Source organism: Burkholderia puraquae, assembly GCF_002099195.1.
Classification (GTDB): domain Bacteria; phylum Pseudomonadota; class Gammaproteobacteria; order Burkholderiales; family Burkholderiaceae; genus Burkholderia; species Burkholderia puraquae.
This window is the reverse complement of the sequence record NZ_NBYX01000016.1, coordinates 1-25,845: the sequence shown is the minus strand read 5'-3', so window position 1 is coordinate 25,845 and position 25,845 is coordinate 1. Positions and strand designations below refer to the sequence as shown.

The following is a 25,845-nucleotide window of genomic DNA, read 5'->3' as shown; positions in this document are numbered from 1 at the left end:
CCACCGTTCCACGAATCAAGATGACGACCGCTTCCTCCCCGGCCACGCCGCACTACGACCTCGCCATCGTCGGCGCGGGCCCCGTCGGGCTTGCGCTCGCCGGCTGGCTCGCGCGCCGCAGCGCCACGCAGCATGCATCGATCGCGCTGATCGATGCACGCGAACCGGCCGCGAGCGCGAACGATCCGCGCGCGATCGCCGTGTCGCACGGCAGCCGCGTGCTGCTCGACACGCTCGCGTGGCCTGCCGACGCGACACCGATCGAACATATCCACGTATCGCAGCGCGGCCATTTCGGCCGCACGCTGATCGACCGCGACGAGCACGATCTCGCCGCGCTCGGCTATGTCGTGCGCTACGGCTCGCTCGTGCAGGCGCTCGCGGGCGCCGTGCGCGGCACGCGCGTCGACTGGCTCACGTCCACCACCGCACGCGCGCCGCAGCAGGATGCCGACGGCGTCACGCTGACGCTCGACGGCCCGCAAGGCGAGCGCACGCTGCGCGCACGCATCGTCATCAATGCCGAAGGCGGGCTGTTCCACGAACAGCAGGCCGATACGGCCAAGCATCGCCGCGACTACGGGCAGACGGCGCTCGTCGGCACGGTCACGGTATCGGCGCCGCGCCCGAACGTCGCGTGGGAACGCTTCACGCACGAGGGCCCGCTCGCGCTGCTGCCGCTCGGCGGGCCGCGCCAGGCCGAGTACGCGCTCGTCTGGTGCTGCACGCCCGACGAAGCGGCGCGCCGCGCCGCGCTGCCCGACGACGCGTTCCTGCGCGAACTCGGCAGCGCGTTCGGCGAACGCATGGGCGACTTCGTCGCGATCGCGGGCCGTGCGTCGTTCCCGCTCGGCCTGAACGCCGCCCAGACGCTCGTCAACGGCCGCGTCGCGATCGTCGGCAATGCCGCGCAAACCCTGCACCCCGTTGCGGGCCAGGGGCTCAACCTCGGGCTGCGCGATGGGCATACGCTCGTCGACACGTTGTCCACGCAAGGCTTCGAAGCGACCGCGCTCGCCACCTTCAACGCGCGCCGCGCGCTCGACCGGCGCTTCACGATCGGCGCGACCGACACGCTGGCTCGCCTGTTCACGATCGACTCGGGCCCGCTCCCGCTGTTGCGCGGCGCCGCACTCACCGCGCTCGAGTTCGTCCCACCGCTCAAGAAGATGATCGCGCGCCAGATGATGTTCGGCCAGCGCAACTGACGCGCGGCGCGCACAGTCGCGCCACTCAAACCGGGTCAAATCGGCGGGGCATGGGAATACGGTAAAATACGCGTTTCCGTCTGCCCTTTCCCTGCCCGCGCCCGCCGCGGGCGGTGCCATTGCGATGCCCGTTATCGGCCCTCACGTATTGCGTAACAACCTGTTCGTCGCTCCGATGGCCGGGGTGACGGATCGTCCGTTCCGCCAGCTCTGCAAGCGGCTGGGGGCCGGTTACGCCGTGTCCGAGATGGTCGCGTCCAACGCGCAGCTGTGGAAAAGCGCAAAGACGATGCGGCGCGCGAACCACGAAGGCGAGGTCGAACCGATCGCGGTCCAGATCGCGGGCGCCGATCCGGCGATGATGGCCGAAGCGGCCCGCTACAACGTCGACAACGGCGCGCAGATCATCGACATCAACATGGGCTGCCCGGCGAAGAAGGTCTGCAACGTCGCGGCCGGCTCCGCGCTGCTGCAGAACGAGCCGCTCGTGCAGCGGATCGTCGAGGCGGTCGTCGCGGCGGTCGGCACGGGGCCCGATGCGGTGCCCGTCACGCTGAAGATCCGCACGGGCTGGGATCGCGAACACAAGAACGCGATCACGGTCGCGCGCCTGGCCGAAGCCGCCGGCATCTCGATGCTCACCGTGCATGGCCGCACGCGCGCCGACCTGTACCGCGGCGACGCCGAATACGAAACCATCGCGGCCGTGAAGGCGGCGGTGCGGATTCCGGTGGTCGCGAACGGCGACATCACGTCGCCCGCGAAGGCGAAGGCCGTGCTCGATGCAACCGGCGCCGATGCCCTGATGATCGGTCGTGCCGCGCAAGGTCGGCCGTGGCTGTTCCGCGAAATCGATCATTTCCTGCAAACCGGCGAGCTGCTGCCCCCGCCGCGGATCGACGAGATCCAGCACGTGATGAACGAACACCTGGAAGACCACTACGCGTTCTACGGTGAATTCACGGGAGTCCGTACTGCGCGCAAGCACATCGGCTGGTACACTCGCGGCCTTTCCGGTGCCAACGGGTTCCGGCACAGGATGAACACGCTCGATTCCACCCGCGAGCAGCTCGCCGCCGTCAATGCATTCTTCGAGGCGCAAAAGGCGCTGTCGGACCACCTCGTCTACGTCGATGACGAAGAGGAAAACGGCCAGGGCGAGTCGGACGACCATAACCAGTTAGCAGCATGAGCAAGCACAACATCGAACAATGTGTCCGCGAGAGCCTGGACGTGTATTTCCGGGATCTAGACGGCTCCAATCCGCACGACGTCTATGAAATGGTGATGTCCTGCGTCGAAAAGCCGATGCTCGAGGTCGTGCTCGTACAGGCAGGCGGCAACCAGTCGCTCGCCGCGGAGTACCTCGGCATCAATCGCAATACGCTGCGCAAGAAGCTGCAGCAGCACGGCCTGCTGTAGGCAGCCGTCCCGTCCCCGTTTCCCTGGCTATTGGTGGTTCCATCATGATCAAGCAAGCGCTCATTTCCGTTTCCGACAAGACCGGCATCGTCGACTTCGCGAAGTCGCTGTCCGACCTCGGCGTCAAGCTGCTGTCGACGGGCGGCACTGCGAAACTCCTCGCCGACGCGGGCCTGCCCGTTACCGAAGTGGCTGATTACACGGGCTTCCCGGAAATGCTCGATGGGCGCGTGAAGACGCTCCACCCGAAGGTGCACGGCGGCATCCTCGCCCGCCGCGACCTGCCCGAGCACATGCAGGCGCTGGAACAGCACGGCATCCCGACGATCGACCTGCTCGTCGTGAACCTGTACCCGTTCGTCGCGACCATCGCGAAGGACGACTGCACGCTCGCCGACGCGATCGAGAACATCGACATCGGCGGCCCGACGATGCTGCGCTCGGCCGCGAAGAACCACCGCGACGTGACGGTCGTCGTCGATCCGGCCGACTACGCAGTCGTGCTCGACGAAATGAAGGCGAACGGCAATGCGATCGGCTACGCGACCAACTTCCGTCTCGCGACGAAAGTGTTCGCGCACACCGCGCAATACGACGGCGCGATCACGAACTACCTGACGAGCCTGACCGACGAGCTGCAGCATGCATCGCGCAGCGCGTACCCGGCAACGCTGAACATGGCGTTCGACAAGGTGCAGGACCTGCGCTACGGCGAGAACCCGCACCAAAGCGCCGCGTTCTACCGCGACCTCGCGACGCCGGCCGGCGCACTGGCGAACTACCGCCAGCTGCAGGGCAAGGAACTGTCGTACAACAACATTGCCGATTCGGACGCAGCGTGGGAATGCGTGAAGACGTTCGACGCACCGGCCTGCGTGATCATCAAGCATGCGAACCCGTGCGGCGTGGCCGTTGGCAACGATTCGGCCGACGCGTACGCGAAGGCGTTCCAGACGGATCCGACCTCGGCGTTCGGCGGCATCATCGCGTTCAACCACGAAGTCGACGAAGCGGCTGCCCAGGCCGTCGCGAAGCAGTTCGTCGAAGTGCTGATCGCACCGTCGTTCTCCGACGCCGCGAAGCAGGTGTTCGCCGCGAAGCAGAACGTGCGACTGCTGGAAATCGCGCTCGGCGACGGCCACAACGCATTCGACCTGAAGCGCGTGGGCGGCGGCCTGCTCGTGCAGTCGCTCGACTCGCGCAACGTGCAGCCGAGCGAGCTGCGCGTCGTCACGAAGCGCCAGCCGACCGCGAAGGAAATGGACGACCTGCTGTTCGCGTGGCGCGTCGCGAAGTACGTGAAGTCGAACGCGATCGTGTTCTGCGGCAACGGCATGACGCTCGGCGTCGGCGCCGGCCAGATGAGCCGCGTCGATTCCGCGCGCATCGCGAGCATCAAGGCGCAGAACGCGGGCCTCACGCTGGCCGGTTCGGCGGTCGCATCGGATGCGTTCTTCCCGTTCCGCGACGGCCTCGACGTCGTCGTGGCGGCCGGCGCGACCTGCGTGATCCAGCCGGGCGGCTCGATGCGCGACGACGAAGTGATCGCGGCAGCCGACGAGCACGGCATCGCGATGGTCCTGACGGGCGTGCGCCACTTCCGTCACTGATCGCATGCGGCACGCGCGGCCGCTGCACGACGACCCGGCGGCATCGCACCCGCCGGGTTTTTTATTGCGCGGCGCCTGCGTACACGACCGAGCGGCCAGCGCGCCGCACCATTCGTTGTAGTATCGCTGCATCACGCATTTCTCCTTACTCATGCGAATTCTCGGCATCGACCCCGGCCTGCGCGTCACCGGCTTCGGCATCATCGACGTCAGCGGCCACCGCCTCGCGTATGTCGCGAGCGGCGTGATCCGCACGCCGACCGCCGACCTGGCCACCCGGCTCGGCACGATCTTCCAGGGTGTCTCGACCATCGTGCGCGAGCACGCACCCGACCAGGCCGCGATCGAAAAGGTGTTCGTCAACGTGAACCCGCAGTCGACGCTGCTGCTCGGCCAGGCGCGCGGCGCCGCGATCTGCGGCCTCGTCGCGGGCGGCCTGCCCGTCGCCGAATACACGGCGCTGCAGCTCAAGCAGGCGGTGGTCGGCTACGGCCGCGCGACCAAGACGCAGATGCAGGAAATGGTCACGCGGCTGCTCAACCTCTCGGGACAACCGGGCTCCGACGCGGCCGACGCGCTCGGCATGGCGATCTGCCACGCACACGGCGGCAACACACTCAGCACGCTCGGCGGCCTCGCGCCGGCGCTCGCGAAGAAAGGGCTGCGCGTGCGGCGCGGGCGGCTGGTCGGCTGACACCGCGCGCCTTTACACGGCACGCCGGACCGGCCGCCGTGCCCGTGCGCGACGCACCCGCGACGTGCGTCGCCCCGGCCTGACGGCCGATCCCGTCGGCATTGCGCCGCACGTGCGCTACACTCGCGCTTTCTCCCTCGCATCACGCCATCCATGATCGGTCGCATCGCCGGCATCCTGCTCGAAAAAAACCCGCCTCACCTGCTCGTCGACTGCAACGGCGTCGGCTACGAAATCGACGTGCCGATGAGCACCTTCTACAACCTGCCGCAAACGGGCGAGCGTATCGTGCTGCTCACGCAGCAGATCGTCCGCGAGGACGCGCACTTGCTGTACGGCTTCCTGAGCCCGCAAGAGCGCACGACCTTCCGCGAGCTGCTGAAGATCACCGGCATCGGCGCGCGCATGGCGCTCGCCGTGCTGTCCGGCATGAGCGTGCAGGAACTCGCGCAGGCCGTGACGATGCAGGACGCCGCGCGCCTTACGCGCCTGCCCGGCATCGGCAAGAAGACAGCCGAGCGCCTGCTGCTCGAACTGAAGGGCAAGCTCGGCGCCGATCTCGGCGCGCTCGCCGGCGCCGCGTCGCCGTCCGACCATGCGACCGACATCCTCAACGCGCTGCTCGCGCTCGGCTATTCCGAGAAGGAAGGCCTCGCCGCGATCAAGAACGTGCCGGCCGGCACCGGTGTATCCGACGGCATCAAGCTCGCACTGAAGGCGCTGTCGAAGGCGTAACGTACGCATGACGCGCCGCCAGACGGTGCGTTGAAGCCAGTGTCGCGCGGCCGCGCGGCGCTCGCCAGTCGGCCGTTCGGCCAGGTGGGCGGGACAGCCGCGCGCGGTACAATGGCCGCATGATTGAAACCGACAAACTCGCCACCGAGCAGCGGATCATCGCCGCCACGCCCGCCTCGTCGCACGAGGAGGTGTTCGAACGTGCGCTGCGGCCGCGCCAGCTCGACGACTACGTCGGCCAGGAAAAGGTGCGCGGCCAGCTCGAGATCTTCATCGAAGCCGCCAAGCGCCGCTCCGAGCCGCTCGACCACGTGCTGCTGTTCGGGCCGCCGGGCCTCGGCAAGACGACGCTCGCGCACATCATCGCGCGGGAGATGGGCGTGAACCTGCGCCAGACGTCGGGCCCCGTGCTTGAGCGCGCGGGCGATCTCGCCGCGCTGCTGACGAACCTCGAGGCGAACGACGTGCTGTTCATCGACGAGATCCACCGGCTGTCGCCGGTCGTCGAGGAAATCCTGTACCCGGCGCTGGAGGATTACCAGATCGACATCATGATCGGCGAAGGCCCGGCCGCGCGCAGCGTGAAGCTCGACCTGCAGCCGTTCACGCTGGTCGGCGCCACCACCCGCGCCGGGATGCTGACCAACCCGCTGCGCGATCGCTTCGGGATCGTCGCGCGCCTCGAGTTCTACGACGCCGAGCAACTGTCGCGCATCGTGCGGCGCTCGGCGTCGCTGCTGAACGCGCAGATCGATCCGCACGGCGCGCTGGAAATCGCGAAGCGCTCGCGCGGCACGCCGCGGATTGCCAACCGGCTGCTGCGCCGCGTGCGCGACTTCGCGGAAGTAAAGGCCGACGGCCAGATCACCGCAGCCGTTGCCGATGCCGCGCTGGCGATGCTCGACGTCGATCCGGTCGGCTTCGACCTGATGGACCGCAAGCTGCTCGAGGCGATCCTGTACAAGTTCGACGGCGGCCCGGTCGGTATCGACAACCTCGCGGCGGCGATCGGCGAAGAGCGCGACACGATCGAGGACGTACTCGAGCCGTACCTGATCCAGCAGGGCTTCCTGCAGCGCACGCCGCGCGGGCGCATCGCGACCCTGCTCACGTATCGCCACTTCGGGCTTTCCGCACCCGACGCCGGCCGCACCGAACGCGGCGAATGGGCGGCTCCCGACGGGAAGTAACCCGTCGCCCGAGCCGCACCCGCCATGACGACACCACCCAGCCGCCACCCCGCCGCACCCGCACCGGGCCCGCGCTGGGCCGAGCCGATCCGCAAGCGGCTCGTGGCCGGCGTCACGCACCTGACGGCGGGCGGTGGCGGCCCGTCGCTCGACCTCTCTTCGCCGCCGGGAGACCCGGGGCTGTTCGGCCCCGACGCCGTCTGCTGGCGCGTGCATGCCGACTTCACGTCGATGATGACGGGCGGCATCGCCGCGCTGCTGCTGCAGGCGCTCCATCCGCTCGCCCTCGCGGGCGTCTGGGATCACTCGTCGTTTCGCACCGACATCCTGGGCCGCTTGCGGCGCACCGCCACGTTCATCACCGGTACGACGTTCGGTAGTCGCGCGGACGCACTCGCGCTGATCGAGCGCGTGAAATCGATCCACGCGCGCATATCGGGCACCGCGCCCGACGGCCGGCCATACCGTGCCGACGATCCGGCGTTGCTGACCTGGGTGCATGTCGCGGAAGTGTCGAGTTTCCTCGCCGCGCATCTGCGCTACGTGAATCCGGCGCTGCCGGGCGAGTTGCAGGATCGCTACTATGCCGAAACGGCATTGATCGCCGAACTGCTCGGCGCACACGAGGTGCCTCGTTCGCGCGCCGAGGTGGCCGCGTATCTCGCGCGCATGCAGCCCGAGCTCGAGGCCGGGCCGCGCACCTTCGACGTGATGTCCATCCTGCTGAACGTGCCGGTTGCGAAGCCCGCGCTGCGGCCAGCCGCGTCGCTCGTGATGCACGCCGGGATCGACCTGCTACCGCCGTGGGCGCAGCGCATGCTCGGCGTGTCGACGTTCGCGCCGCTGCGGCGCGCGGTGGTCCGGCCGGGCATACGGGTCGTCGCACCCGTGCTGCGCTGGGCGCTCGTGAACGGCGCGTCGAAGCGTGCGCGCCGCCGCGCCACCGCGAAACCGCCCGACGGCACCCCGCCCGCCTGACGATCCGCTTCCTCTTATCATTTCAATTTACTGTCAAATACCTGTGACAAGCTGACGGGCTTGCACCCGCGCACGGCCGCACGTGCCGTACGTCCCGCCCGCCGTGACCCGCGTGGCGTCCTGCCAACCCGACCGACACCCGATGCCCGCGATGCCACGCCTGCCGATTCGTTTCGCCCTTGCCGCCAGCCTGTCCGCCGTCTTCGCCCTCACCGCCTGCGGCGGCGACGATATCGCCGCCGTCGCGCGCTCGGACGCGCAACCGTCACCCGGCGGCACCCCGGCCACGCCAGCCCCAACGCCGCCCGCCACCGTCACGCCGCAACCGGGCAAGTGGAAAGCCGCTCGCGCGGGCGACCTGATCGACGTAACGCTCGGCGACCTCCATCCGACGCAAGGCGCGATCGGCTACGACCAGATCTACTACAAGCTCGGCCGCTACGAACTGCAGCCCGACAAGAAATTCGACGACTTCTGCGCGGACGAAGGCCTCGGCGGCATCGCTTCGGCTGGCTACACGGCCAGGTCAGTGCTGCGCGAGCCCGCGAGCTACACGTGCACGACGACCGACGCGAACGCCCGCGACCGCTCGGTGCTGAACCCGGTCGTGATCGGCCCGAACGGCGATGCGCTGTACCTGACCGATGGCCACCACGGCCTGTCGACCTACTACGAGACGCCCGGCGGTGGCCCGGCGCTGCACGTGCACGTCGTCGTCAAGGACAACCTCAGCGACTACTCGGGCGACGCGTTCTGGCAGCAGATGCAGAGCCGCGGCTATCTGCGACTCAAGGACGGTGAAGGCAAGCCGATCACGGCCGCCCAACTGCCGACCGGGCTCGGCCTGACACTCGGGATGACGAACGACCGCTACCGCTCGCTCGTCTATTTCACGCGCGACATCGGCTACAGCAAGCCCGCACAAGCCACCGACTACCTCGAGTTCTACTGGGCCGACTGGCTGCGCGCGCAACCGGGCACGTTCTCGCTCGCCAGCTATGACCTGACGCGCGTCGGCGCAACCGACCCTGATCCGGCGAAGGCCGACACGGGCTACCTGAACGCGGCCTGGAACGCGTCGACGCGTATGGTCGCGGCCACCGACCCCGTGATCGACGGCAAGACGGGGGCCGACCTCGGGCGCGCGGACGCGATCAACGGCGGGAAGAAATACAACAAGGGGGAATTCGACAAGCTGCGCCAGCCGATCACGGCGGACAAGCCCGGCAAGATCGCGTACGCGCTCGACTACAAGACACGCCACGCGCTGCCGCAGTAAGCAGCAAACACCACGCAGGAAGGAAACCGGCCGGCCATGCCGGACGGGACTGCTGGCTTAGAGCACCTTGCGGTACCCGTCGTCGTCGCTTGCGGCGTCCAGGTGCGACACGTCGGCCCACTGCACGACCTGCGCGCGGCCATCCACGTAATCGACGACGTTGATGCTCGTGTTGAGCAGCTGATAATTGCGCGGCGCCGACAGTTCGATGCCGTTCGCAAACCGGTACACGCAGTCGAGCACGCCACCGTGCGCGACGCACGCGATCCGGCCACCCGGATGCGCGGCGACGATCGGCTCGAGCGCATGCAGCACGCGGTGATAGAACGCACGCTGCGACTCGCCGCCCTCCGGCGCGAAGCCCGGATCACGCGTCTGCCACGCCGCGTACGCGTCCGGAAACAACGCCTCGATCTCGGTGCTGTCGTGCCCCTGGAATGCGCCGTACGAGCGTTCGCGCAGCCCTTCCCGCAGCAGCAGCGGCAACCCGAGCGTATCGGCGAAGGGCTGCGCGGTCTGCTGCGCACGCATCAGGTCGCTCGAATAGACCGCGTCGATCCGCGCACCGTCACGCGCGTCGCGTGCGAGCCGCGCGGCCAGCTTTTGCGCCTGCGCGAGCCCCGTGTCGGCCAGCGGGATGTCGATATGACCCTGGATGCGCTTGATGCGATTCCAGGCGGTCTCGCCGTGGCGGATGAAAAGAATCTGCGTGGTGGCCATCGCGGCGCGTCTCCGGGGAAGAATCAGGGCCGCACTTGCAGCCAGAATGTCACGGGGCCGTCGTTGACGAGCGACACCTGCATGTCGGCGCCGAACTCGCCCGTCTCGACGACCGGATGGCGTGCACGTGCGGCCGCGACGAAATAGTCGAACAGCCGCGCGCCTTCATCGGGCGGCGCGGCCGGCGTGAAGCTCGGACGCAGCCCACTGTTGGTATCGGCCGCCAGCGTGAACTGCGACACGAGCAGCAGGCCGCCCGCGCGGCCCTCGCCGTCGATATTCGACACCGGCAGGTTCATCTTGCCGGCGGAGTCGCTGAACACGCGGTAGCCGAGCATCTTCGCGAGCAGCTTGTCGGCCGCTGCGTCGGTGTCGCCGCGCTCCGCGCAGACGAGCGCGAGCAGGCCCGCGCCGATCTCGCCCGTCGTGCGGTCGCCGACGCGCACGTCGGCGCGCTTCACGCGCTGGATCAGCGCGATCATGCGGTCAGCGTGACGCGCGCGAAGCGGCGCTTGCCGACCTGCACGACGAACTCGCCGGCTTCGACCTTCAGGCCCTTGTCCGACACGGTCGCGCCATCGATCTTCACGCCGCCCTGCTCGATGTTGCGCAGTGCCTCGCTCGTCGACGGCACGAGACCGGCCTGCTTCAGCAACTGGCCGATCGCGAGCGGCGCGCCCGCGAGCGTGACCGACGGAATGTCGTCCGGCACGCCGCCCTTCGCGCGGTGGTTGAAATCTTCGAGCGCACGCTCGGCCTCGGCCTGCGAGTGGAACCGCGCGACGATTTCCTGCGCGAGCAGCACCTTGAAGTCGCGCGGGTTGCGGCCGCCCTCGATCTCGCGCTTGAAGCCGGCGATCTCGTCCATCGGGCGGAACGACAGCAGTTCGAAGTAACGCCACATCAGCGTGTCCGAGATGCTCATCAGCTTGCCGAACATGTCGGTCGGCTTCTCGCTGATGCCGACGTAGTTGCCCTTCGACTTCGACATCTTCTCGACACCGTCGAGGCCTTCGAGCAGCGGCATCGTGAGAATGCACTGCTGTTCCTGACCGTACTGCTTCTGCAGTTCGCGGCCGACCAGCAGGTTGAACTTCTGGTCGGTGCCGCCGAGCTCGAGATCGGCGTTCAGCGCGACCGAATCGTAGCCCTGCATCAGCGGGTACAGGAATTCGTGGATCGAGATCGGCACCCCGCCCTGGAAGCGCTTCGTGAAATCCTCGCGTTCGAGGATCCGCGCGACCGTGTAGCGCGACGCGAGCTTGATCATCCCGTCCGCGCCGAGCGGCATCGACCATTCGCTGTTGTAGCGGATCTCGGTCTTGGCGCGATCGAGCACGAGCGCGGCCTGCTCGAAGTAGGTCTTCGCGTTCGATTCGATCTGCTCACGCGTGAGCGGCGGACGCGTCGCGTTGCGGCCCGACGGATCGCCGATCAGCGACGTGAAATCGCCGATCAGGAAGATCACCGTGTGGCCGAGATCCTGCAGCTGACGCATCTTGTTCAGCACGACCGTATGGCCGATGTGGATGTCGGGCGCGGTCGGGTCGAGACCGAGCTTGATGCGCAGCGGCGTGCCGGTGGCCGCGCTGCGCGCGAGCTTCTGCGCGAACTCTTCCTCGATCAGCAGCTCGTCGACGCCGCGCTTCGTGACGGCGAGCGCATGCCGGACTTCGTCGGTGATCGGGAAAACAGGCTTGGAACTGGGTTCGGTGCTCATCGGTGCCAGGAAGAATGTCGCAAAAACAGGGATTTTCCCATAACTTGCGCGCGCATCGCTTAACGGCGCGTCAGGTTGCGCGGATAATCGGGCGCAAGGCGCGTGGCACCGGCCCGCGCCGCACGATCCAGGAGGACCCAACGTGCCGCAACGACAGCCGCAAAACGCCCATCCGGCCGACGGCATCTACTTCGGGCTGATGTCGGGAACCAGCATGGACGGCGTCGATGGCGTCGCCGTGCGTTTCGAGGCCGGCCGCGCGCCGGTCGTGCTCGCGGAAGCGTTCGTCGGCTTCGCGCAATCGCTGCGCGACGCGCTGTTCGCGCTGCAGCAGCCCGGCGACGACGAGATCGACCGCGAATCGCTCGCGGCGAACGCGCTCGTCACGCGCTACGCGGTGTGCTGCCACGAATTGCAGCGCACCGCCGGGCTGTCGCGCGACGAGATCCGCGCGATCGGCGTGCACGGCCAGACCGTGCGCCATCGCCCCGAGCGCGGCTATACGCGGCAGATCAACAACCCGGCACTGCTCGCCGAGTTGACCCAGGTCGACGTGATCGCCGATTTCCGCAGCCGCGATGTCTCCGCGGGCGGCCACGGCGCACCGCTTGCGCCAGCCTTCCATGCCACGGTGTTCGGCGCGCCGGGCGAGACGCGCGTCGTCTGCAATCTTGGCGGAATCAGCAACATCACGATCCTGCCCGGCGACATGAACGAGAAGCGCGGCGACGTGCGCGGCTTCGACTGCGGCCCCGCGAACGCGCTGCTCGACGAATGGGCGACCCGTCATCTGGGCAAGCCCTACGACGACGGCGGCAAGTTCGCCGCGCGCGGCACCGTGCATGCGCCGCTGCTCGACATGCTGCTCGACGAGCCGTATTTCGCCGCCCTGCCGCCGAAAAGCACCGGGCGCGACCTGTTCAATCCCGCCTGGCTCGACGCGAAGCTCGCCGCGTTCGCGCAGGTCGCGCCGGAGGACGTGCAGGCGACCCTCACCGCGCTCACCGCCGTGTCGATCGCTCGCGAGATCGCACAGCACGCAGCGGGCTGCAAGGCCGTGTTCGTATGCGGCGGCGGCGCACGCAATCCGGTGCTGCTCGACGCGCTCCGGCACGCGCTGCGCGAGGCAGGCGTGCCGGCCACGGTCGATACGACGGCCGCGCTCGGCGTGCCGCCTCAGCAGGTCGAGGCGCTCGCGTTCGCATGGCTTGCGTACCGTTTCACCGCACGCCAGCCCGGCAATCTCGCAACGGTCACCGGTGCGGCCGGCAATCGCGTGCTCGGCGCGCTATATCCGCGCTGACGCGATAGCCGCCGCGCAGCGGGCGCCACATTGCGCGCGCGCATAAAAAAAACGGGGCATGAAGCCCCGTTTTTCATTCCGGCGAACCGGCGCGAACCTGCCGTGCGCTCAAACCGAGAACGACGAGCCGCACCCGCAGGTGGTGGACGCGTTCGGGTTCTTGATCACGAACTGGGCGCCGTTGAGGTCGTCCTTGTAGTCGATCTCGGCGCCGACCAGGTATTGGTAGCTCATCGAGTCGATCAGGAGCTGGACGCCGTTCTTGTTCATCACGGTGTCGTCCTCGTTGACTTCCTCGTCGAACGTGAAGCCATACTGGAAGCCGGAGCAGCCGCCGCCCTGCACGAACACGCGCAGCTTCAGGTCGGGATTGCCCTCTTCGTCGATCAGTTGCTTGACCTTGTCGGCTGCGGCGTCGGTGAAGACGAACGGAACCGGCATTTCGGCCGTCGTTGCTGCGGATTCGGTAACAGCGTTCATTGCGAACTCTCCAAAAAGCTTTAGCCGCTATTGTAGGGCCGATCAGAAGATCGTGCTGAAGTCCATGAAATCAATAGGTTCTTGTCGATTTCGTCAAACGCGCCCGCGCGGCCGCGGCAGCACGCGCCTGGAAGCGGGCATAAAAAAACCGCCAGCGCGAAAGCTGGCGGTTTTTCCGGCGGACGCCGCCCGGGAGCGGCGAGGCCATGAAGCGGAATTAACGCTTCGAGAACTGCTTGGCGCGGCGTGCCTTGCGCAGACCGACCTTCTTACGCTCGACTTCACGCGCATCGCGCGTGACGAAGCCTGCGCTCGACAGCGACGGCTTCAGCGTCGCATCGTAGTCGATCAGTGCACGGGTGATGCCGTGGCGCACTGCACCTGCCTGACCCGTTTCGCCGCCGCCATTGACGTTGACCTTGATGTCGAACGTCTGGCCGTGGTTCGTGAGTTCCAGCGGTTGACGCACGATCATCAGCGACGTTTCGCGCGAGAAGTAGTCAGCGATGGGCTTGCCGTTGACGATGATGTCGCCCTTGCCAGCCTTGATGAAGACACGTGCGACTGCGCTCTTGCGGCGGCCCGTACCGTAGTTCCAGTTACCGATCATGTGGGTCCCCTTAGATCTCGAGCGCCTTCGGCTGTTGAGCCGAGTGCGGATGCGTCGCTTCTGCGTAGACCTTCAGCTTCTTGATCATCGCGTAGCCGAGCGGGCCCTTCGGCAGCATGCCCTTGACCGCCTTCTCGAGCGCGCGGCCCGGGAAGCGTTCTTGCATCTTGCCGAACGTCGTTTCATAGATACCGCCCGGGTAGCCCGAGTGACGGTAGTACTTCTTGTCCAGAGTCTTGTTGCCCGTGACCTTCAACTTGCTTGCGTTGATGATGATGATGAAATCACCAGTGTCGACGTGCGGGGTGAACTCAGGCTTGTGCTTGCCGCGCAGACGGCGTGCCACTTCGCTGGCAACACGGCCGAGAACCTTATCCGTCGCGTCAATCACGTACCATTCGCGCGTCACCTCATGGGCTTTTGCGGAAAACGTCTTCATGATCGATCCAAAAAAATTGCTTTGCCCGATGTGTTCTTCCTGCTTGTCTGTGTGCGCTTCGAGGCGCGGTGCAGGCTCTCCCTGTTCTTTTTCCGTGGGCATGAATGCGGAAAAGCCCTGAATTATAAAGGAAATACGGACAGGCGGTCAAAGAGAATCCACGTCCCGTGCCCACGGCGGCCGAAATGGGCCAAAATCCGTTCGTGCCCCGACAAGCCAGGCGAACCGAGCGCCCGGGGAGGCACCCATCGACGCGCGGCACATGACCTTGCCGCGCCAGACCGGCCGAATCTGGAAAACAACAAACAAGCATGATGAATCAACGACTTACGCCCCTCCTCGCGGCCGCACTGCTGGCTGCCGCGACGCCTGCCGTCGCCGCCCGCACCGACTGCGAAGCCAAGCTCGACGCGCTCGATACGCGCCTTGCCGAAGCCCGCACTGCCCATGCAGACGATCGCGTCGCCCGCCTGCGCGCGGTACGCGAACGTGTCCGCCACTTCTGCGCACGCAGCCACGGCCAGGCGTCGGCCGTCCACGCGCCGGCACCCGACACACGCTCGCGCGCCACACCATCCGGTGCGACCGCGCAGCCTGCAACAAGGCAGCCCGCCTAACGATGCCAGGGCGTGCAAGCCGCACGCCGATGTTTGCATGGGACGAAAAAAAGCCCGAACGGCTGGTTCGGGCTTAATCCACCATAGGAGGAGGGTGGAGGAGACATTCGGAGGTTGCCGCAGCGCGACAACCAATGAGGCTCATTATACGAACGCGTCGCCGATCCCACAAGAAAATTTGCATTACGAAATCAAACACCATAATGCGGAATTTCGGGCGGCGCGTTTGAAAATTTGATTTTTCTCTTTGAAATCAATCACCTGATCCCGACGAGCACGATCAGGCATCACCCTCCTCTAGAGCAAAACCCCTAAAATCGGAGGGGAATTGGCCGTCCAGCGCGCTGCGCGCGCGGCGCCCGCATCGCGCGTCGTGCAGCGCATCAGCCGACCGTTGCGCAGCGGGCTACAATGCCGGATCGAATTCGAATCAGGCAACGCTGGAGTGCAAGCATGGAATGCAAAGTAAGCTGGATGGGCCAGGACGGCATGGCGTTTTCCGCCGAGACCGGCAGCGGCCACCTCGTCGCGATGGATGGCGCACCCGAAGGCGGCGGCCACAATCTCGCGCCGCGCCCGATGGAAATGGTGCTGCTCGGCACCGGCGGCTGCACGGCCTATGACGTCGTGCTGATCCTGCAGAAGAGCCGCCAGGAAGTCAGCGGCTGCTCGGTCACGCTGAAGGCCGAGCGCGCGAGCGAAGACCCGAAGGTGTTCACGAAGGTGCACTTCCACTTCACCGTCACCGGCCGCAACCTGAACCCCGCCACGGTCGAACGCGCGATCAACCTGTCGCACGACAAGTATTGCTCCGCGTCGATCATGATCGCGAAGACGGCCGAACTCACGCATTCGTTCGACATCGTCGCCAGCTGAACGCACGGCGAGCGTGCACGAAAAAAGGGCCGGCGCTCCGTTGGGAGACGCCGGCCCTTTCGCATTCGAACGGCAAAGCAGGCCGATAAGCCGGATTCTGTGCACGCTGCGCGCCGAGGCACGCAACGCGTGGCAGTCATTCCTCTAGGCGCGCCATTGCTGACGCGCTCAAGCTTCCTACCCGCAGACGAGACGGGGGCCCCGTCCTGCATCCGAAAATGCGCGCCTGCCTACTTGGAATTGCTCCGGGTGGAGGTTACCGTGCCAGCGAACGTCGCCGTCGCCGCGGTGCGCTCTTACCGCACCGTTTCACCCTTACCTGATCCCGGCTTGCGCCGGGCCATCGGCGGTTTGCTTTCTGTTGCCCTGTTCCGCGTGTCGCCACGGATGGCCGTTAGCCATCACCCTGCCCTGTGGAGTCCGGACTTTCCTCGCCCTCGCGCGCCCGAAGGCGCCGAGGCCGCGACTGCCTGGCCTGCTTTGCGACGCGCATTCTAGCACTGCGCGCCGCCGCCGGCAGCATACGCGCGGCGGCCGCTGCGAAACACGGCCGGATCGTCGTAGAACGCAGCCTCGGCATTCGCATCGCACCAGCCCGGTACGCCGAGCACCGGGAGCGGTGCGAAATCGCGGCTCGTCAGCGCGCGCGTCGCGAGTTCGGCGGCGACACGCGCGTCGACATGCGCGATGCGTTGCGCATCGGGCCATGAAAAATAGTCGTCGCTCACTTCGACGATCCACGTATGCGCGGTGCAGGATTTGTAGGGCGCGACGAGCTTCTCGAGCAGCGCATGGCCGACGAGCCGCGCCTCGCAGCGCGTGCCCCACGCACCGCGCGCGGCGACCAGCAGCCGCGGCCAGTCGAACCCGCGCAGCGCGTCGGCGAGTGCGCGGTCGGCCGTCACGAACAGCGCGGCGTTCTCGTCGAACAGCGTAAGCGCGTCGCGCAGCGTGCCGCGCACGGGGCCGACACCGCCTGCCGCGTCGATCGCCGCGGCCTGGCGCGCATTCAGCGCGGCCTTGATGCGCGGATACGCGAACCAGACGAGCGCGTTGAAGAAATCGTGCAGATTGTGGCGGGTCGGGACGCCGCCCGTCTCCGCGATATGGATCTCGTACGCCACGCCGGGCGGCAACGCGGCCTGCGGCACGAACCGGAGCGGCCGGCCGCGGCCGCTGAGGCGCGCGCCGTCGGGCCCGGAGTCGCTCAACGCGCCGTTCAGCGCATCGAGCAGCATGGCCTCGCCCGCCCGTGCGGCAGCCTGCACAACGCGACCGGGCCGTGCGTAGGGGGCGAGCCACGGCACGGACCAGTCGATCCGCGCAAAATCCGCCGCCCCGCTGCCGGCCGTGCGGCCGGGTTCGCGCGGCGGCGCGAAGGTCACGCCAATTTCCAGCCGATCGTCTCGCCGCCGCGCAACGGCACAACCGGCGTATCGCCCGCGAAGATCTCGCGCGGCAGTTCCCATGCCTCGCGACGCAGCGTGACCGTTTCGGCGCTGCGCGGCAGCCCGTAGAAATCGGCGCCGAAGAAACTCGCGAAGCCTTCCAGCTTGTCGAGCGCGCCGGCGTGGTCGAACGCTTCCGCATACAGTTCGAGCGCGTGCAGTGCCGTGTAGCAGCCCGCGCAGCCGCACGCGGTTTCCTTCGCATCGCGCGCATGCGGCGCGCTGTCGGTACCGAGGAAGAAGCGCGGGTTGCCCGACGTCGCGGCCTCGACCAGCGCGACGCGATGCGTCTCGCGCTTCAGCACCGGCAGGCAGTAGTAATGCGGGCGGATCCCGCCGACGAACAGCGCGTTGCGGTTGTACAGCAGGTGATGCGCGGTGATCGTCGCGCCGAGCAGGCCGGGCGCCGCGTCGGCATCGCGCACGTAATCGGCCGCATCCTTCGTCGTGATGTGTTCGAACACGACCTTCAGGCCCGGGAAATCGCGGCGCAGCGGCGTCATCACGCGATCGATGAAGACCTTCTCGCGGTCGAACAGGTCGATCGACGCATCGGTCACCTCGCCGTGCACAAGCAGCGGCATACCGGTTTCCTGCATCGCCTCGAGCGTCTTCGCGCATTTCGCGAGATCGGTGACGCCGTGGTCGGAATTCGTCGTCGCGCCGGCCGGATACAGCTTCACGCCGTGCACGAAGCCGCTTTCGCGCGCGCGGCGGATCTCGTCGGGCGGCGTGTTGTCGGTCAGGTACAGCGTCATCAGCGGTTCGAACGTCATCCCGGCCGGCAGCGCGGCGAGGATGCGCCCGCGATAGGCCTGCGCCTGCGCGGTGGTCGTCACCGGCGGCTTCAGGTTCGGCATGACGATTGCGCGGCCGAACTGACGCGCGGTGTGCGGCAGCACGGCGGCCAGCATGTCGCCGTCTCGCAGGTGCAGGTGCCAGTCGTCGGGACGGGCGAGCGAGAGCGTCGCCGGGGAGGAAGCGTTCGAGGCAGTCATAGGAGGCGTCGTGAGGAACGGGCTTGCCATCGGCGGGGCCGGAACGCACAGCGCGTGCGGGCCGACTGACGGCAAACCGCAACACGGGGCCTTTGGCCAGCGGAATCCGCTTTTTACCGCTCAGGGCTCGGTGATATGCTAGAAGCCGCATTGTACCGGGGTTCGCCCGGTTCGTTACCCCCCGCTTCAGCCTGCCGCCCCAAGTAAAATGTGCCAACTCTTAGGAATGAACTGCGCCGCGCCGACGGACGTCACATTCTCCTTCACCGGTTTCGCGGCCCGGGGCGGGCTGACCGATCACCATGCCGACGGCTGGGGCATCGCGTTCTTCGAGGACAAGGCCTGCCGCCTGTTCATCGATCACCAGGCATCGGCCACATCGCCGATCGCCGAAATGGTGAAGCGCTACCCGATCAAGTCCAAGAACACGATCGCGCACATCCGCAAGGCCACGCAAGGCCACATCCTGCTCGAGAACAGCCATCCGTTCATGCGCGAGCTGTGGGGCCGGCACTGGATCTTCGCGCATAACGGCGATCTGCAGGACTACGCACCGGACATGGACGGCAGCGTCTACCATCCAGTCGGCACGACCGACAGCGAACAGGCGTTCTGCGTGCTGATGCAGGGGCTGCGCGAAGCGTTCCCCGGCGCGCAGCCGCCGTTGCCCGAACTGTTCGAGCGCGTCGGCGAGCTGACGCGCGGCATCACCGATCACGGCGTGTTCAACTTCCTGATGTCGAACGGCCAGGCGCTGTTCGCGCACTGCTCGACGCGGCTGCATTATCTCGTGCGGCGCTGGCCGTTCTCGACCGCGCACCTCGTCGACGAAGACCTGTCGATCGACTTCGCGAAATACACGACGCCCGAAGATCGCGTCGCGGTGATCGCGACGCAGCCGCTCACCGACAACGAGGTCTGGACCGCGTTCGAGCCGGGCGAGCTGATCATGTTCCAGTGTGGCGACGTCGCCGCGCGGATGCGGATCCCGGTGCCCGAGCGCGTGCTCGAGAAGCTGCGCAATCCGGCGCTCGACGCGTCGGCGTCGGCGCCGCGCGACGCACGCGAGGCGCTCGTCACCGCCGCCGACATCGACTCCGACGACGCAATCGACTTCTGAGACCGGCGCACCAGCGCCCGCTCGCCTCCCCCTGCCGGCCGCTGCTCGGCAAGACGATCGCCCGCCGCGCCCGATCACGACGGGCTGTTTCGCGCACACGATTGCATGACGCCTGCCGCCGGAACATCTCGCACGCCCGGTGCCGATTCCGTTTCATCCGAGCCGCATTGCGGTATATCGGAGCGACGTCACACGTCATTCGCTCGATTTAATTCATTTCCCATAGAAAATAATTAAAACGAGACGAAAATAAATCTCCCGAAAAAAATCCCATAATCCGGAAACCGCATTTTAAAGCGCCGACCTGACGCAAACCGTGCGCCACCCCACCGATACGGCGATCACGAGGCCACGCACACCAAATCGACCAAGTCCTTACCCAACAAGGCTTTCAGTTCGATTCATCACACAAGCAAGAAATACCAAGTGAAAACGGCATGATTGCCGCAATTGTTAGCTTCCCGACAATCACCCGCCCTCCCGGTCAATAGACTCCGCTCATCCTCGGTGTGACGAATCGCGATTGGCAGGGAAACGGCCACGGCCGCCGCACATCCATTCATGCCATTCCCCGCCGCGGATTGCGCATTCACTGCACCGCGGTGAAAACCACATCAAAACAACAGAGAGGGGCTTGTCGTGAATCATTCATTTCGATCGATATGGAGCGAGACCGCCGGCTGCTGGGTCGCGGTTGCGGAAACGGCACGGGCGCGCGGCAAGCGTTCGGGCCGCCCGTCCGGCACAAGCCGCTGCGCCGCGCGCGCGGCAACGCGCCGGACATCGCTTCGCATCGCCGCAGTCGGCGCCGCGCTGGCCGCATTGTCGGCCGGCTCCACGTACGCATCGACGTGCGGCAGCGGCGCGGCCGTCGCGAGCGGCGGCACCTGTGCGCTCGGCAGTTTCAGCCCGACCGTCAACGACGACCTCGTCGGCGCCACGACCGTGTCGGGCGGCGACCGGGTCGGCCTGACGGGCGCATGGACCGGGGCGACCGGCGACATGGGCTACACGCCGATGCCGCTCGGCAACACGTCCATCATTTCGGGCAACCCGAATCAGCCGTTGTTGACGCTCGGCGGCAAGACGCAAAGCGTCGGCACCCCCGACTCGATCACGGGCGGCCGTACGTCGGTCGCCACCTACGATTCGTCCGCGTTCGCCTCGTCGAATGCAGGCTCGACCGTCGTGCAGGTCTACCACGACGTCAACGGCAACCAGTATGTGAACACGCGGATCGGCACGGTCGAGAACTCGGGCGGCACGCTCGACGTCTCGATCGGCAACCCGGCGAACGCGCCCGCGGCGGCCGGCAATGCGATCACGATCGCGGCCAAGCAGACCGACCTCACCTACGCGGACGGCACCGGCTCGGCACCGAGCGTCATCAACTGGAATTCGCGCAACCAGATCTGGTTCATTACCGGCGACTATCTCGCGAGCGGCGGCCCCGTCGGCAGCATCCAGCTCGACGTGCCGGCCTACGCGGGCACCTTCACCGCGTTCGACGGCAGCACGTGGACCGTCACCGACGCCGCGTCGCTCGCCGCGTACAACGACTTTCTCGTGCGTTCGGTCCGGAACGGCGCGCTCGGCTCGCAGGCCGCCTACGACAACGCGTTCGGCCAGGCCGTGACGCTCTCCCCGCAGACCTTCGAGTATGCGAACAACGTGTCGCCCGGCGACAAGAACGCGCTGCCCAGAAACTACCCGTCCGCGATGCACGGTACGGGCGCGAACGCGACGCTGCACATCGGCAAGGACGGCCAGATCGACTTCCGCGGCTCCAACACGATCGACGCGAGCGCCGCCGTCGTCGCGGAGAACGGTGCGCACTTCGTCAACGACGGGCGCCTGTCGGGCGACTTTACGCTGGTGCGCCTGCTGAGCGGCGCGAGCGGCGTCAACAACGGCGCGATTTCATCCGGCTATACGGCCGGCAACAACGTCAACACCGGCGGCACCGCGCAGCCCGACAACTTCGGCCTCAACACGTACGTCGAAGGCAGCGGCGTGTACGCAAACGGCGCGGGCACCACGTTCGTCAACAATGGCGTGATGAACGTCGGCGCATGGAATCTCACCCACAACCGGCTCGACCTGCAGAACTACGCAGTGGCCGCAACCGACGGCGCGAGCGCGTCGAACGCCGGCACGATCAACGTCGGCGTCAACGCGACGACGCTCGACAGCCAGGTGATCGGCGGCCTCGTCGCCGGCGGCCGCTTCACGAACGAAGCCGGCGGCACGATCTACCTCGGTCGTGCGGCCCAGTACGATGCCGGCGCGCCGGAAGCTGCGAACGACATCGCGCTGTCCGCGCACGCGTACGGCATCCTGCTCGGCGCCTCGGGCACCGCGAGCAACCTCGGCACGATCGTGATCGGCTCGCAGACGCAGAACGGCGCCGCGCTGGCGAGCATCGGCTCGTCGTCCGGCACACTGAACAACGCGGGCGCGATCGTCGTCAACGGCGCGGCTTCCGGTACGCCGCTCGCCAACGTCGGCATGCTCGCGGCCAACACGGCCGCGGCCGTGACCAACACCGGCACCATCACGCTGAATGGCGTAAACGGCATCGGCATCATGGTCGTCGGTACCGGTACGACCGCGACGGCCGCGACCTCGACCGGCACGATCGACGTGGCCGGCGGCCTCGATCCCGCGTCGGGCACGCGCAACTATGGCGTCTGGGCCGAGGGGCCGCGCGCGAAGGCCACGCTCGACGGCGCGCTCAACCTGACGGGCACCGGCGCGATCGGCGTGCACGCACGCTCGGGCGCGACGATCGACGTCGGCGCCAATGCGGTGCCCGCCTTCATGTCGGGCACCAACCAGATCGGCTTCTACGCCTATGGCGCGGGCTCGAAGATCAACGTCGCCGCGCAGCACCTCAGCGTCGACACCGACGATTCGACGCTGTTCCGCGTCGCGGGCGGCGCGGCCTACACGGGCACGACGACGGCCGGCACGCTGACGACCGACGTCAATGGCCAGCGCGCGCACGGCGTGCTCGCGACCGACGCCGGCACCGTGCTGACGACCGGCAACGCGATCTACAACGTCAATGGCGCGAACGGCATCGCGATCGCGGTCGAAGGCGGCGCGCAAGGCACGATCGATGCGGGCGCGACGATCAACCTGAATGCGTCCGGTGCGATCGCCGGCGTCGTCGACGGCCAGGCGCACGACCTCGCCGGCGCCAATGCCGGCGCACCGGTCGCGACGACGCTCACCAACCACGCCGCCGTCACGTCATCGACTGCCGGCGTCACCGGCTTCGTCGCGCAGAACCTCGGCACGCTCGAGAACCGCGACACGGTGCTGCTGACGGGCGCCGGCTCGACGGGCGTCGTGATCGGCACGCTCGGCACGGTGAACAACGCGTCGACGATCCGCGTCTCCAACGGCACCGGCGCGCTCGTCCAGGGTGCGTCGGCGACGCTCGCCAACGCAGGTTCGATCGAGGCCGACGACGGCATCGCGGGCGTACGCCTGACGGGTGCCGGCGCCTCGGTCGCACTGTCGGGTGCCGGCACCGTCACCGCGAACGGCAGCGCCGACGGCATGCTGATCGACTCGACCGTGACAGGCGGCGGGCTCGCGGCCGGCGCGACGTCGATCACGGCCGGCGGCTCGGGCAAGGGGATCGACAACCAGGGCACGAACACGACGATCGTGTTGTCGGGCACGCAAATCGGCACGACCGGCGGTGGCGCCGACGGCCTGTCGTCGACGGGGGCCGGCGCACGCATCGCGACCGATGCGGCGACCGTCGTCCGGACCACCGGCGACAACGCGCGCGGCTTCTTCGTGTCGGGCGTTGATTCGACGCTGACGGCCAACGGTACGATGGTCTCGACGACCGGCGCGGGTTCGGCCGCGATCGTGACGGGCGGCGGCGCGACCGCGCTGCTGTCGGGCGCGAAGATCACCGCAGCCGGCACGGCCGCCGACGGCCTCGTCGCGCAGAACGGCGGCCGCATCGGCGATACGGGCTCGACGATCGCCAGCGCCGCCGGAAACGGCGCAACCGCCGACAGCGGCGGCGTGCTCGCGTTGACCGGCACCACACTCAAGGGCGCGACGGCCGGCGTGCTGACGTCCGATACGCTCGCAAACGGCGCGACGAGTTCGGTGCTCGTCGACGGCGGCAGCGTCGCGTCCGCCACCGGGCCGGCCTTCGCCGCGCGCGGCGGCACGGCCGACATCGCCGTGCGCAACGGCACGGTCGTGACGGCGGGCAACGGCACGCTGCTCGACCTGTCGAACGGCAGCCACGCCACCTTCACCGCATCGGCCGTGAACCTGGCCGGCGACATCGTCTCCGACGCATCGAGCACCGGCAACGTGTTCCTCGCGAACGGCACGACGCTGGCGGGCAAGATCGATCCGGTCGCACTGACCGTCGACCCCACCAGCACGTGGCGCATGACGGGCAGCTCCGTGCTGAGCAGCCTGAACAACGCGGGCCTGGTCGCGTTCGCCGCACCGACCGGTTCGCCGACGCTCACGGGCAGCTACAAGACGCTGACGACCGGCAGCTACGTCGGCAATGGCGGCACGATCGCGCTCAATACGTTCCTCGGCGCCGACGCATCGCCGACCGACCGGGTGATCGTGAACGGCGGCGCCGCGAGCGGCACGACGGGCCTGAAGATCGCCAACACGGCCGGCACCGGCGCGCAGACGAAGGGCGACGGGATTCCGGTGGTCGTCACGACCAACGGCGGCACGACCACCACGTCGGCGTTCCAGCTCGCGGGGCCCGTGCAGGCGGGCGCGTACGAATACCGGCTCTATCGCGGCGGGCAAGGCGACGCGAACGGCTGGTACCTGCGGTCGCAACTCGATCCGTCGGACCCCGGCGACCCGATCCACCCGTCCGGTGGCGGCGACGGCGGCGCGAATGGCAACGGCGGCACGCTCGCGTATCGCCCCGGCGTCTCGGGCTACGCACTCACGCCGCTGCTCAACGCCGACTACGGCTTCTCGACGCTCGGCAAGCTGCACGAGCGCGTCGGCGACATCTACAACCTCGAAAAGCAGCAGCCCGGCAATCGCGACGGCGTGTGGGGGCGTATCGGCGGCCAGAGCCTCGACGCGAACGCGGGCCGCTTCGCGGCCGACGAGCGCACGTTCTTCGCGCAGTTCGGCAAGGACTGGACGCTCGACCAGGCGCCGAACGGCGGCGGCAGCACGCATGCGGGCGTGACGGCCAGCATCGGCGTGTCGAACGCGAGCTTCAGCGACATGGCGCGCGCCGATACGGCCAACCTGTCGACGTCGACGGGCTCGGTCGAGATGCACGCGCAGAGCATTGGCGGCTACTGGACGAAGTACCTGTCCGACGGCACGTACTTCGACAGCGTCGGGCAGGTCACGCACTACGGCAACCGTTATCGCGACAGCTACGGCAACGAAGCGTCGCAGAACGGCTTCGGCATCGCACTGTCGCAGGAAGCCGGCAAGCCGTTCGCGATCGGCAACATGCCGATCGCAGTCGAACCGCAGGCGCAGCTGATGTATCAGTACCTGAAGCTGAACGGGTTCAACGACAACGTCTCGGCGGTATCGGGCACGACGACGAACGCGCTGCGCGGCCGCGTCGGCGTGCGCATCTTCCGGCCGAACCTCCAGTCGGATTCGGGTGGCGGCGCCGCGACACCGTACTTCACCGCCGACGTGCTGCACGACTTCCTGTCACCGGGCCAGACCGTCGTCGGCGGCACGCCGTTCGCGACGCATCTCGGCCGCACGTGGTACGAACTCGGTGTCGGCGTGACCGCAAGCTTCGGCAAGTCGGGCGAGCTGTATGCGAACGCGAAGATCGCGCGCAACATCGGCGGCGATTACCGGCGCGGCATCGTCGGGCAGGTCGGCTACCGCTACAGCTGGTAACGCCCGCGCGCAGCGGACGAAAAAAAACCGCCCGGCGCTCGGCCGGGCGGTTTTCGTATCGACGCACATGCAGCGCCGACGAGCGCGAACGCTCAGTGCAGGATCTTCGCGAGGAAGTCCTTCGCGCGTTCCGATTTCGGATTCGAGAAGAAATCGTCCTTGCGGTCGTCCTCGACGATCGCGCCCTTGTCCATGAAGATCACGCGATGGGCGACCTTCTTCGCGAAGCCCATCTCGTGCGTGACGACCATCATCGTCATCCCTTCCTGCGCGAGTTCGACCATCACGTCGAGCACTTCGTTGATCATCTCCGGATCGAGCGCGGACGTCGGCTCGTCGAACAGCATCGCGATCGGGTCCATCGACAGCGCACGCGCGATCGCGACGCGCTGCTGCTGGCCGCCCGACAACTGGCCCGGGAACTTGTGCGCATGCGCCTTCAGGCCGACGCGATCGAGCAGCTTCATGCCCTTGTCGTTCGCCTCGTCCTTGCCGCG

General features: G+C 67.5%; 23 protein-coding genes and 1 other RNA gene. 14 read left to right on the top strand and 10 right to left on the bottom strand.

Features of this window, described 5'->3' with window-relative positions; all coding sequences use genetic code 11:
• The first annotated feature begins 20 nt into the window (after window positions 1-20).
• From B7G54_RS26325 to B7G54_RS26285, 9 genes are all read left to right on the top strand, one after another.
• Window positions 21-1,208 (top strand): UbiH/UbiF/VisC/COQ6 family ubiquinone biosynthesis hydroxylase, encoded by a 1,188-nt coding sequence (locus B7G54_RS26325; protein ID WP_085041741.1) that lies wholly within the window; start codon window positions 21-23, stop codon window positions 1,206-1,208.
• A 124-nt stretch (window positions 1,209-1,332) separates the two neighbouring features.
• Complete coding sequence (gene dusB / locus B7G54_RS26320) at window positions 1,333-2,400, top strand: tRNA dihydrouridine synthase DusB (protein WP_085041740.1); 1,068 nt, start codon at window positions 1,333-1,335, stop codon at window positions 2,398-2,400.
• Complete coding sequence (locus B7G54_RS26315; RefSeq protein ID WP_006476892.1) at window positions 2,397-2,630, top strand: Fis family transcriptional regulator; 234 nt, start codon at window positions 2,397-2,399, stop codon at window positions 2,628-2,630. The genes dusB and B7G54_RS26315 overlap by 4 nt, the downstream gene beginning before the upstream one ends.
• 44 nt (window positions 2,631-2,674) lie before the next feature.
• Window positions 2,675-4,240, top strand: coding sequence for a bifunctional phosphoribosylaminoimidazolecarboxamide formyltransferase/IMP cyclohydrolase (gene purH, locus B7G54_RS26310; RefSeq protein WP_085041739.1), 1,566 nt, complete (start codon window positions 2,675-2,677; stop codon window positions 4,238-4,240).
• Between the two features lie 151 nt (window positions 4,241-4,391).
• Window positions 4,392-4,934 (top strand): crossover junction endodeoxyribonuclease RuvC, encoded by a 543-nt coding sequence (ruvC, locus tag B7G54_RS26305; protein ID WP_085041738.1) that lies wholly within the window; start codon window positions 4,392-4,394, stop codon window positions 4,932-4,934.
• 153 nt (window positions 4,935-5,087) lie between these two features.
• Complete coding sequence (gene ruvA, locus B7G54_RS26300) at window positions 5,088-5,669, top strand: Holliday junction branch migration protein RuvA (protein ID WP_085041737.1); 582 nt, start codon at window positions 5,088-5,090, stop codon at window positions 5,667-5,669.
• A 119-nt stretch (window positions 5,670-5,788) separates the two neighbouring features.
• Window positions 5,789-6,859, top strand: coding sequence for a Holliday junction branch migration DNA helicase RuvB (gene ruvB / locus B7G54_RS26295; protein ID WP_085041736.1), 1,071 nt, complete (start codon window positions 5,789-5,791; stop codon window positions 6,857-6,859).
• Between the two features lie 24 nt (window positions 6,860-6,883).
• Window positions 6,884-7,837: an oxygenase MpaB family protein gene (locus B7G54_RS26290; protein ID WP_085041735.1), complete on the top strand. Its 954-nt coding sequence runs from the start codon at window positions 6,884-6,886 to the stop codon at window positions 7,835-7,837.
• Between the two features lie 151 nt (window positions 7,838-7,988).
• Window positions 7,989-9,116 carry a ParB/Srx family N-terminal domain-containing protein gene (locus tag B7G54_RS26285; RefSeq protein WP_106409032.1) on the top strand — a complete coding sequence of 376 codons (1,128 nt, stop codon included), beginning with the start codon at window positions 7,989-7,991 and terminating at the stop codon, window positions 9,114-9,116.
• 57 nt (window positions 9,117-9,173) lie between these two features.
• On the opposite strand, the gene B7G54_RS26280 is transcribed toward B7G54_RS26285, so the two are convergent.
• The 3 genes from B7G54_RS26280 to tyrS are packed head-to-tail and all read right to left on the bottom strand — an operon-like array spanning window position 9,174 to window position 11,556.
• Complete coding sequence (locus B7G54_RS26280) at window positions 9,174-9,836, bottom strand: histidine phosphatase family protein (protein ID WP_085041733.1); 663 nt, start codon at window positions 9,834-9,836, stop codon at window positions 9,174-9,176.
• A gap of 23 nt (window positions 9,837-9,859) precedes the next feature.
• Entirely contained in the window at window positions 9,860-10,318 is a 459-nt protein-coding gene (gene dtd / locus B7G54_RS26275) for a D-aminoacyl-tRNA deacylase (protein ID WP_085041732.1), read from the bottom strand.
• Complete coding sequence (gene tyrS, locus B7G54_RS26270; RefSeq protein WP_085041731.1) at window positions 10,315-11,556, bottom strand: tyrosine--tRNA ligase; 1,242 nt, start codon at window positions 11,554-11,556, stop codon at window positions 10,315-10,317. The genes dtd and tyrS overlap by 4 nt, the downstream gene beginning before the upstream one ends.
• Window positions 11,557-11,698: 142 nt before the next feature.
• Here tyrS and B7G54_RS26260 point away from each other — a divergent pair, with 142 nt between their 5' ends.
• A complete protein-coding gene (locus B7G54_RS26260; protein ID WP_085041730.1) occupies window positions 11,699-12,859 on the top strand; it encodes an anhydro-N-acetylmuramic acid kinase in 1,161 nt (386 codons plus the stop codon).
• Between the two features lie 108 nt (window positions 12,860-12,967).
• Here the strand turns inward: B7G54_RS26260 and erpA are convergent, their stop codons facing one another.
• The 3 genes from erpA to rplM form a co-directional block, all read right to left on the bottom strand.
• Window positions 12,968-13,339, bottom strand: coding sequence for an iron-sulfur cluster insertion protein ErpA (gene erpA, locus B7G54_RS26255; RefSeq protein ID WP_011350956.1), 372 nt, complete (start codon window positions 13,337-13,339; stop codon window positions 12,968-12,970).
• Between the two features lie 217 nt (window positions 13,340-13,556).
• The gene (rpsI, locus tag B7G54_RS26250) at window positions 13,557-13,949 is read right to left on the bottom strand and encodes a 30S ribosomal protein S9 (protein ID WP_006476904.1); all 393 of its coding nucleotides are present in this window, start codon (window positions 13,947-13,949) and stop codon (window positions 13,557-13,559) included.
• 10 nt (window positions 13,950-13,959) lie between these two features.
• Window positions 13,960-14,388 carry a 50S ribosomal protein L13 gene (gene rplM / locus B7G54_RS26245; protein ID WP_009687896.1) on the bottom strand — a complete coding sequence of 143 codons (429 nt, stop codon included), beginning with the start codon at window positions 14,386-14,388 and terminating at the stop codon, window positions 13,960-13,962.
• Window positions 14,389-14,699: 311 nt separating this feature from the next.
• Between rplM and B7G54_RS26240 the strand changes: the two genes are divergently transcribed.
• The gene (locus B7G54_RS26240; RefSeq protein WP_085041729.1) at window positions 14,700-15,005 is read left to right on the top strand and encodes a DUF1090 family protein; all 306 of its coding nucleotides are present in this window, start codon (window positions 14,700-14,702) and stop codon (window positions 15,003-15,005) included.
• A gap of 411 nt (window positions 15,006-15,416) precedes the next feature.
• The gene (locus B7G54_RS26235) at window positions 15,417-15,881 is read left to right on the top strand and encodes an OsmC family protein (protein ID WP_175130515.1); all 465 of its coding nucleotides are present in this window, start codon (window positions 15,417-15,419) and stop codon (window positions 15,879-15,881) included.
• A gap of 70 nt (window positions 15,882-15,951) precedes the next feature.
• Here the strand turns inward: B7G54_RS26235 and rnpB are convergent.
• The 3 genes from rnpB to pyrC all read right to left on the bottom strand — a co-directional run bounded on the left by rnpB (window position 15,952) and on the right by pyrC (window position 18,327).
• An RNA gene (rnpB, locus tag B7G54_RS26230) (RNase P RNA component class A) lies at window positions 15,952-16,363 on the bottom strand.
• A gap of 12 nt (window positions 16,364-16,375) precedes the next feature.
• Window positions 16,376-17,266 carry a DUF3025 domain-containing protein gene (locus B7G54_RS26225; RefSeq protein ID WP_085041727.1) on the bottom strand — a complete coding sequence of 297 codons (891 nt, stop codon included), beginning with the start codon at window positions 17,264-17,266 and terminating at the stop codon, window positions 16,376-16,378.
• Entirely contained in the window at window positions 17,263-18,327 is a 1,065-nt protein-coding gene (gene pyrC, locus B7G54_RS26220; protein WP_085041726.1) for a dihydroorotase, read from the bottom strand. Before pyrC ends, B7G54_RS26225 begins: the two co-directional genes overlap by 4 nt.
• A 208-nt stretch (window positions 18,328-18,535) precedes the next feature.
• On the opposite strand from pyrC, the gene B7G54_RS26215 reads away from it, so the two are divergent.
• Window positions 18,536-19,447: a class II glutamine amidotransferase gene (locus B7G54_RS26215; RefSeq protein ID WP_085041725.1), complete on the top strand. Its 912-nt coding sequence runs from the start codon at window positions 18,536-18,538 to the stop codon at window positions 19,445-19,447.
• 639 nt (window positions 19,448-20,086) lie between these two features.
• Window positions 20,087-25,348 (top strand): autotransporter outer membrane beta-barrel domain-containing protein, encoded by a 5,262-nt coding sequence (locus B7G54_RS26210; protein WP_085041724.1) that lies wholly within the window; start codon window positions 20,087-20,089, stop codon window positions 25,346-25,348.
• Window positions 25,349-25,440: 92 nt separating this feature from the next.
• On the opposite strand, the gene B7G54_RS26205 is transcribed toward B7G54_RS26210, so the two are convergent.
• Window positions 25,441-25,845 (bottom strand): amino acid ABC transporter ATP-binding protein (locus B7G54_RS26205; RefSeq protein ID WP_133059223.1); only part of this gene is annotated, 405 nt, incomplete at its 5' end.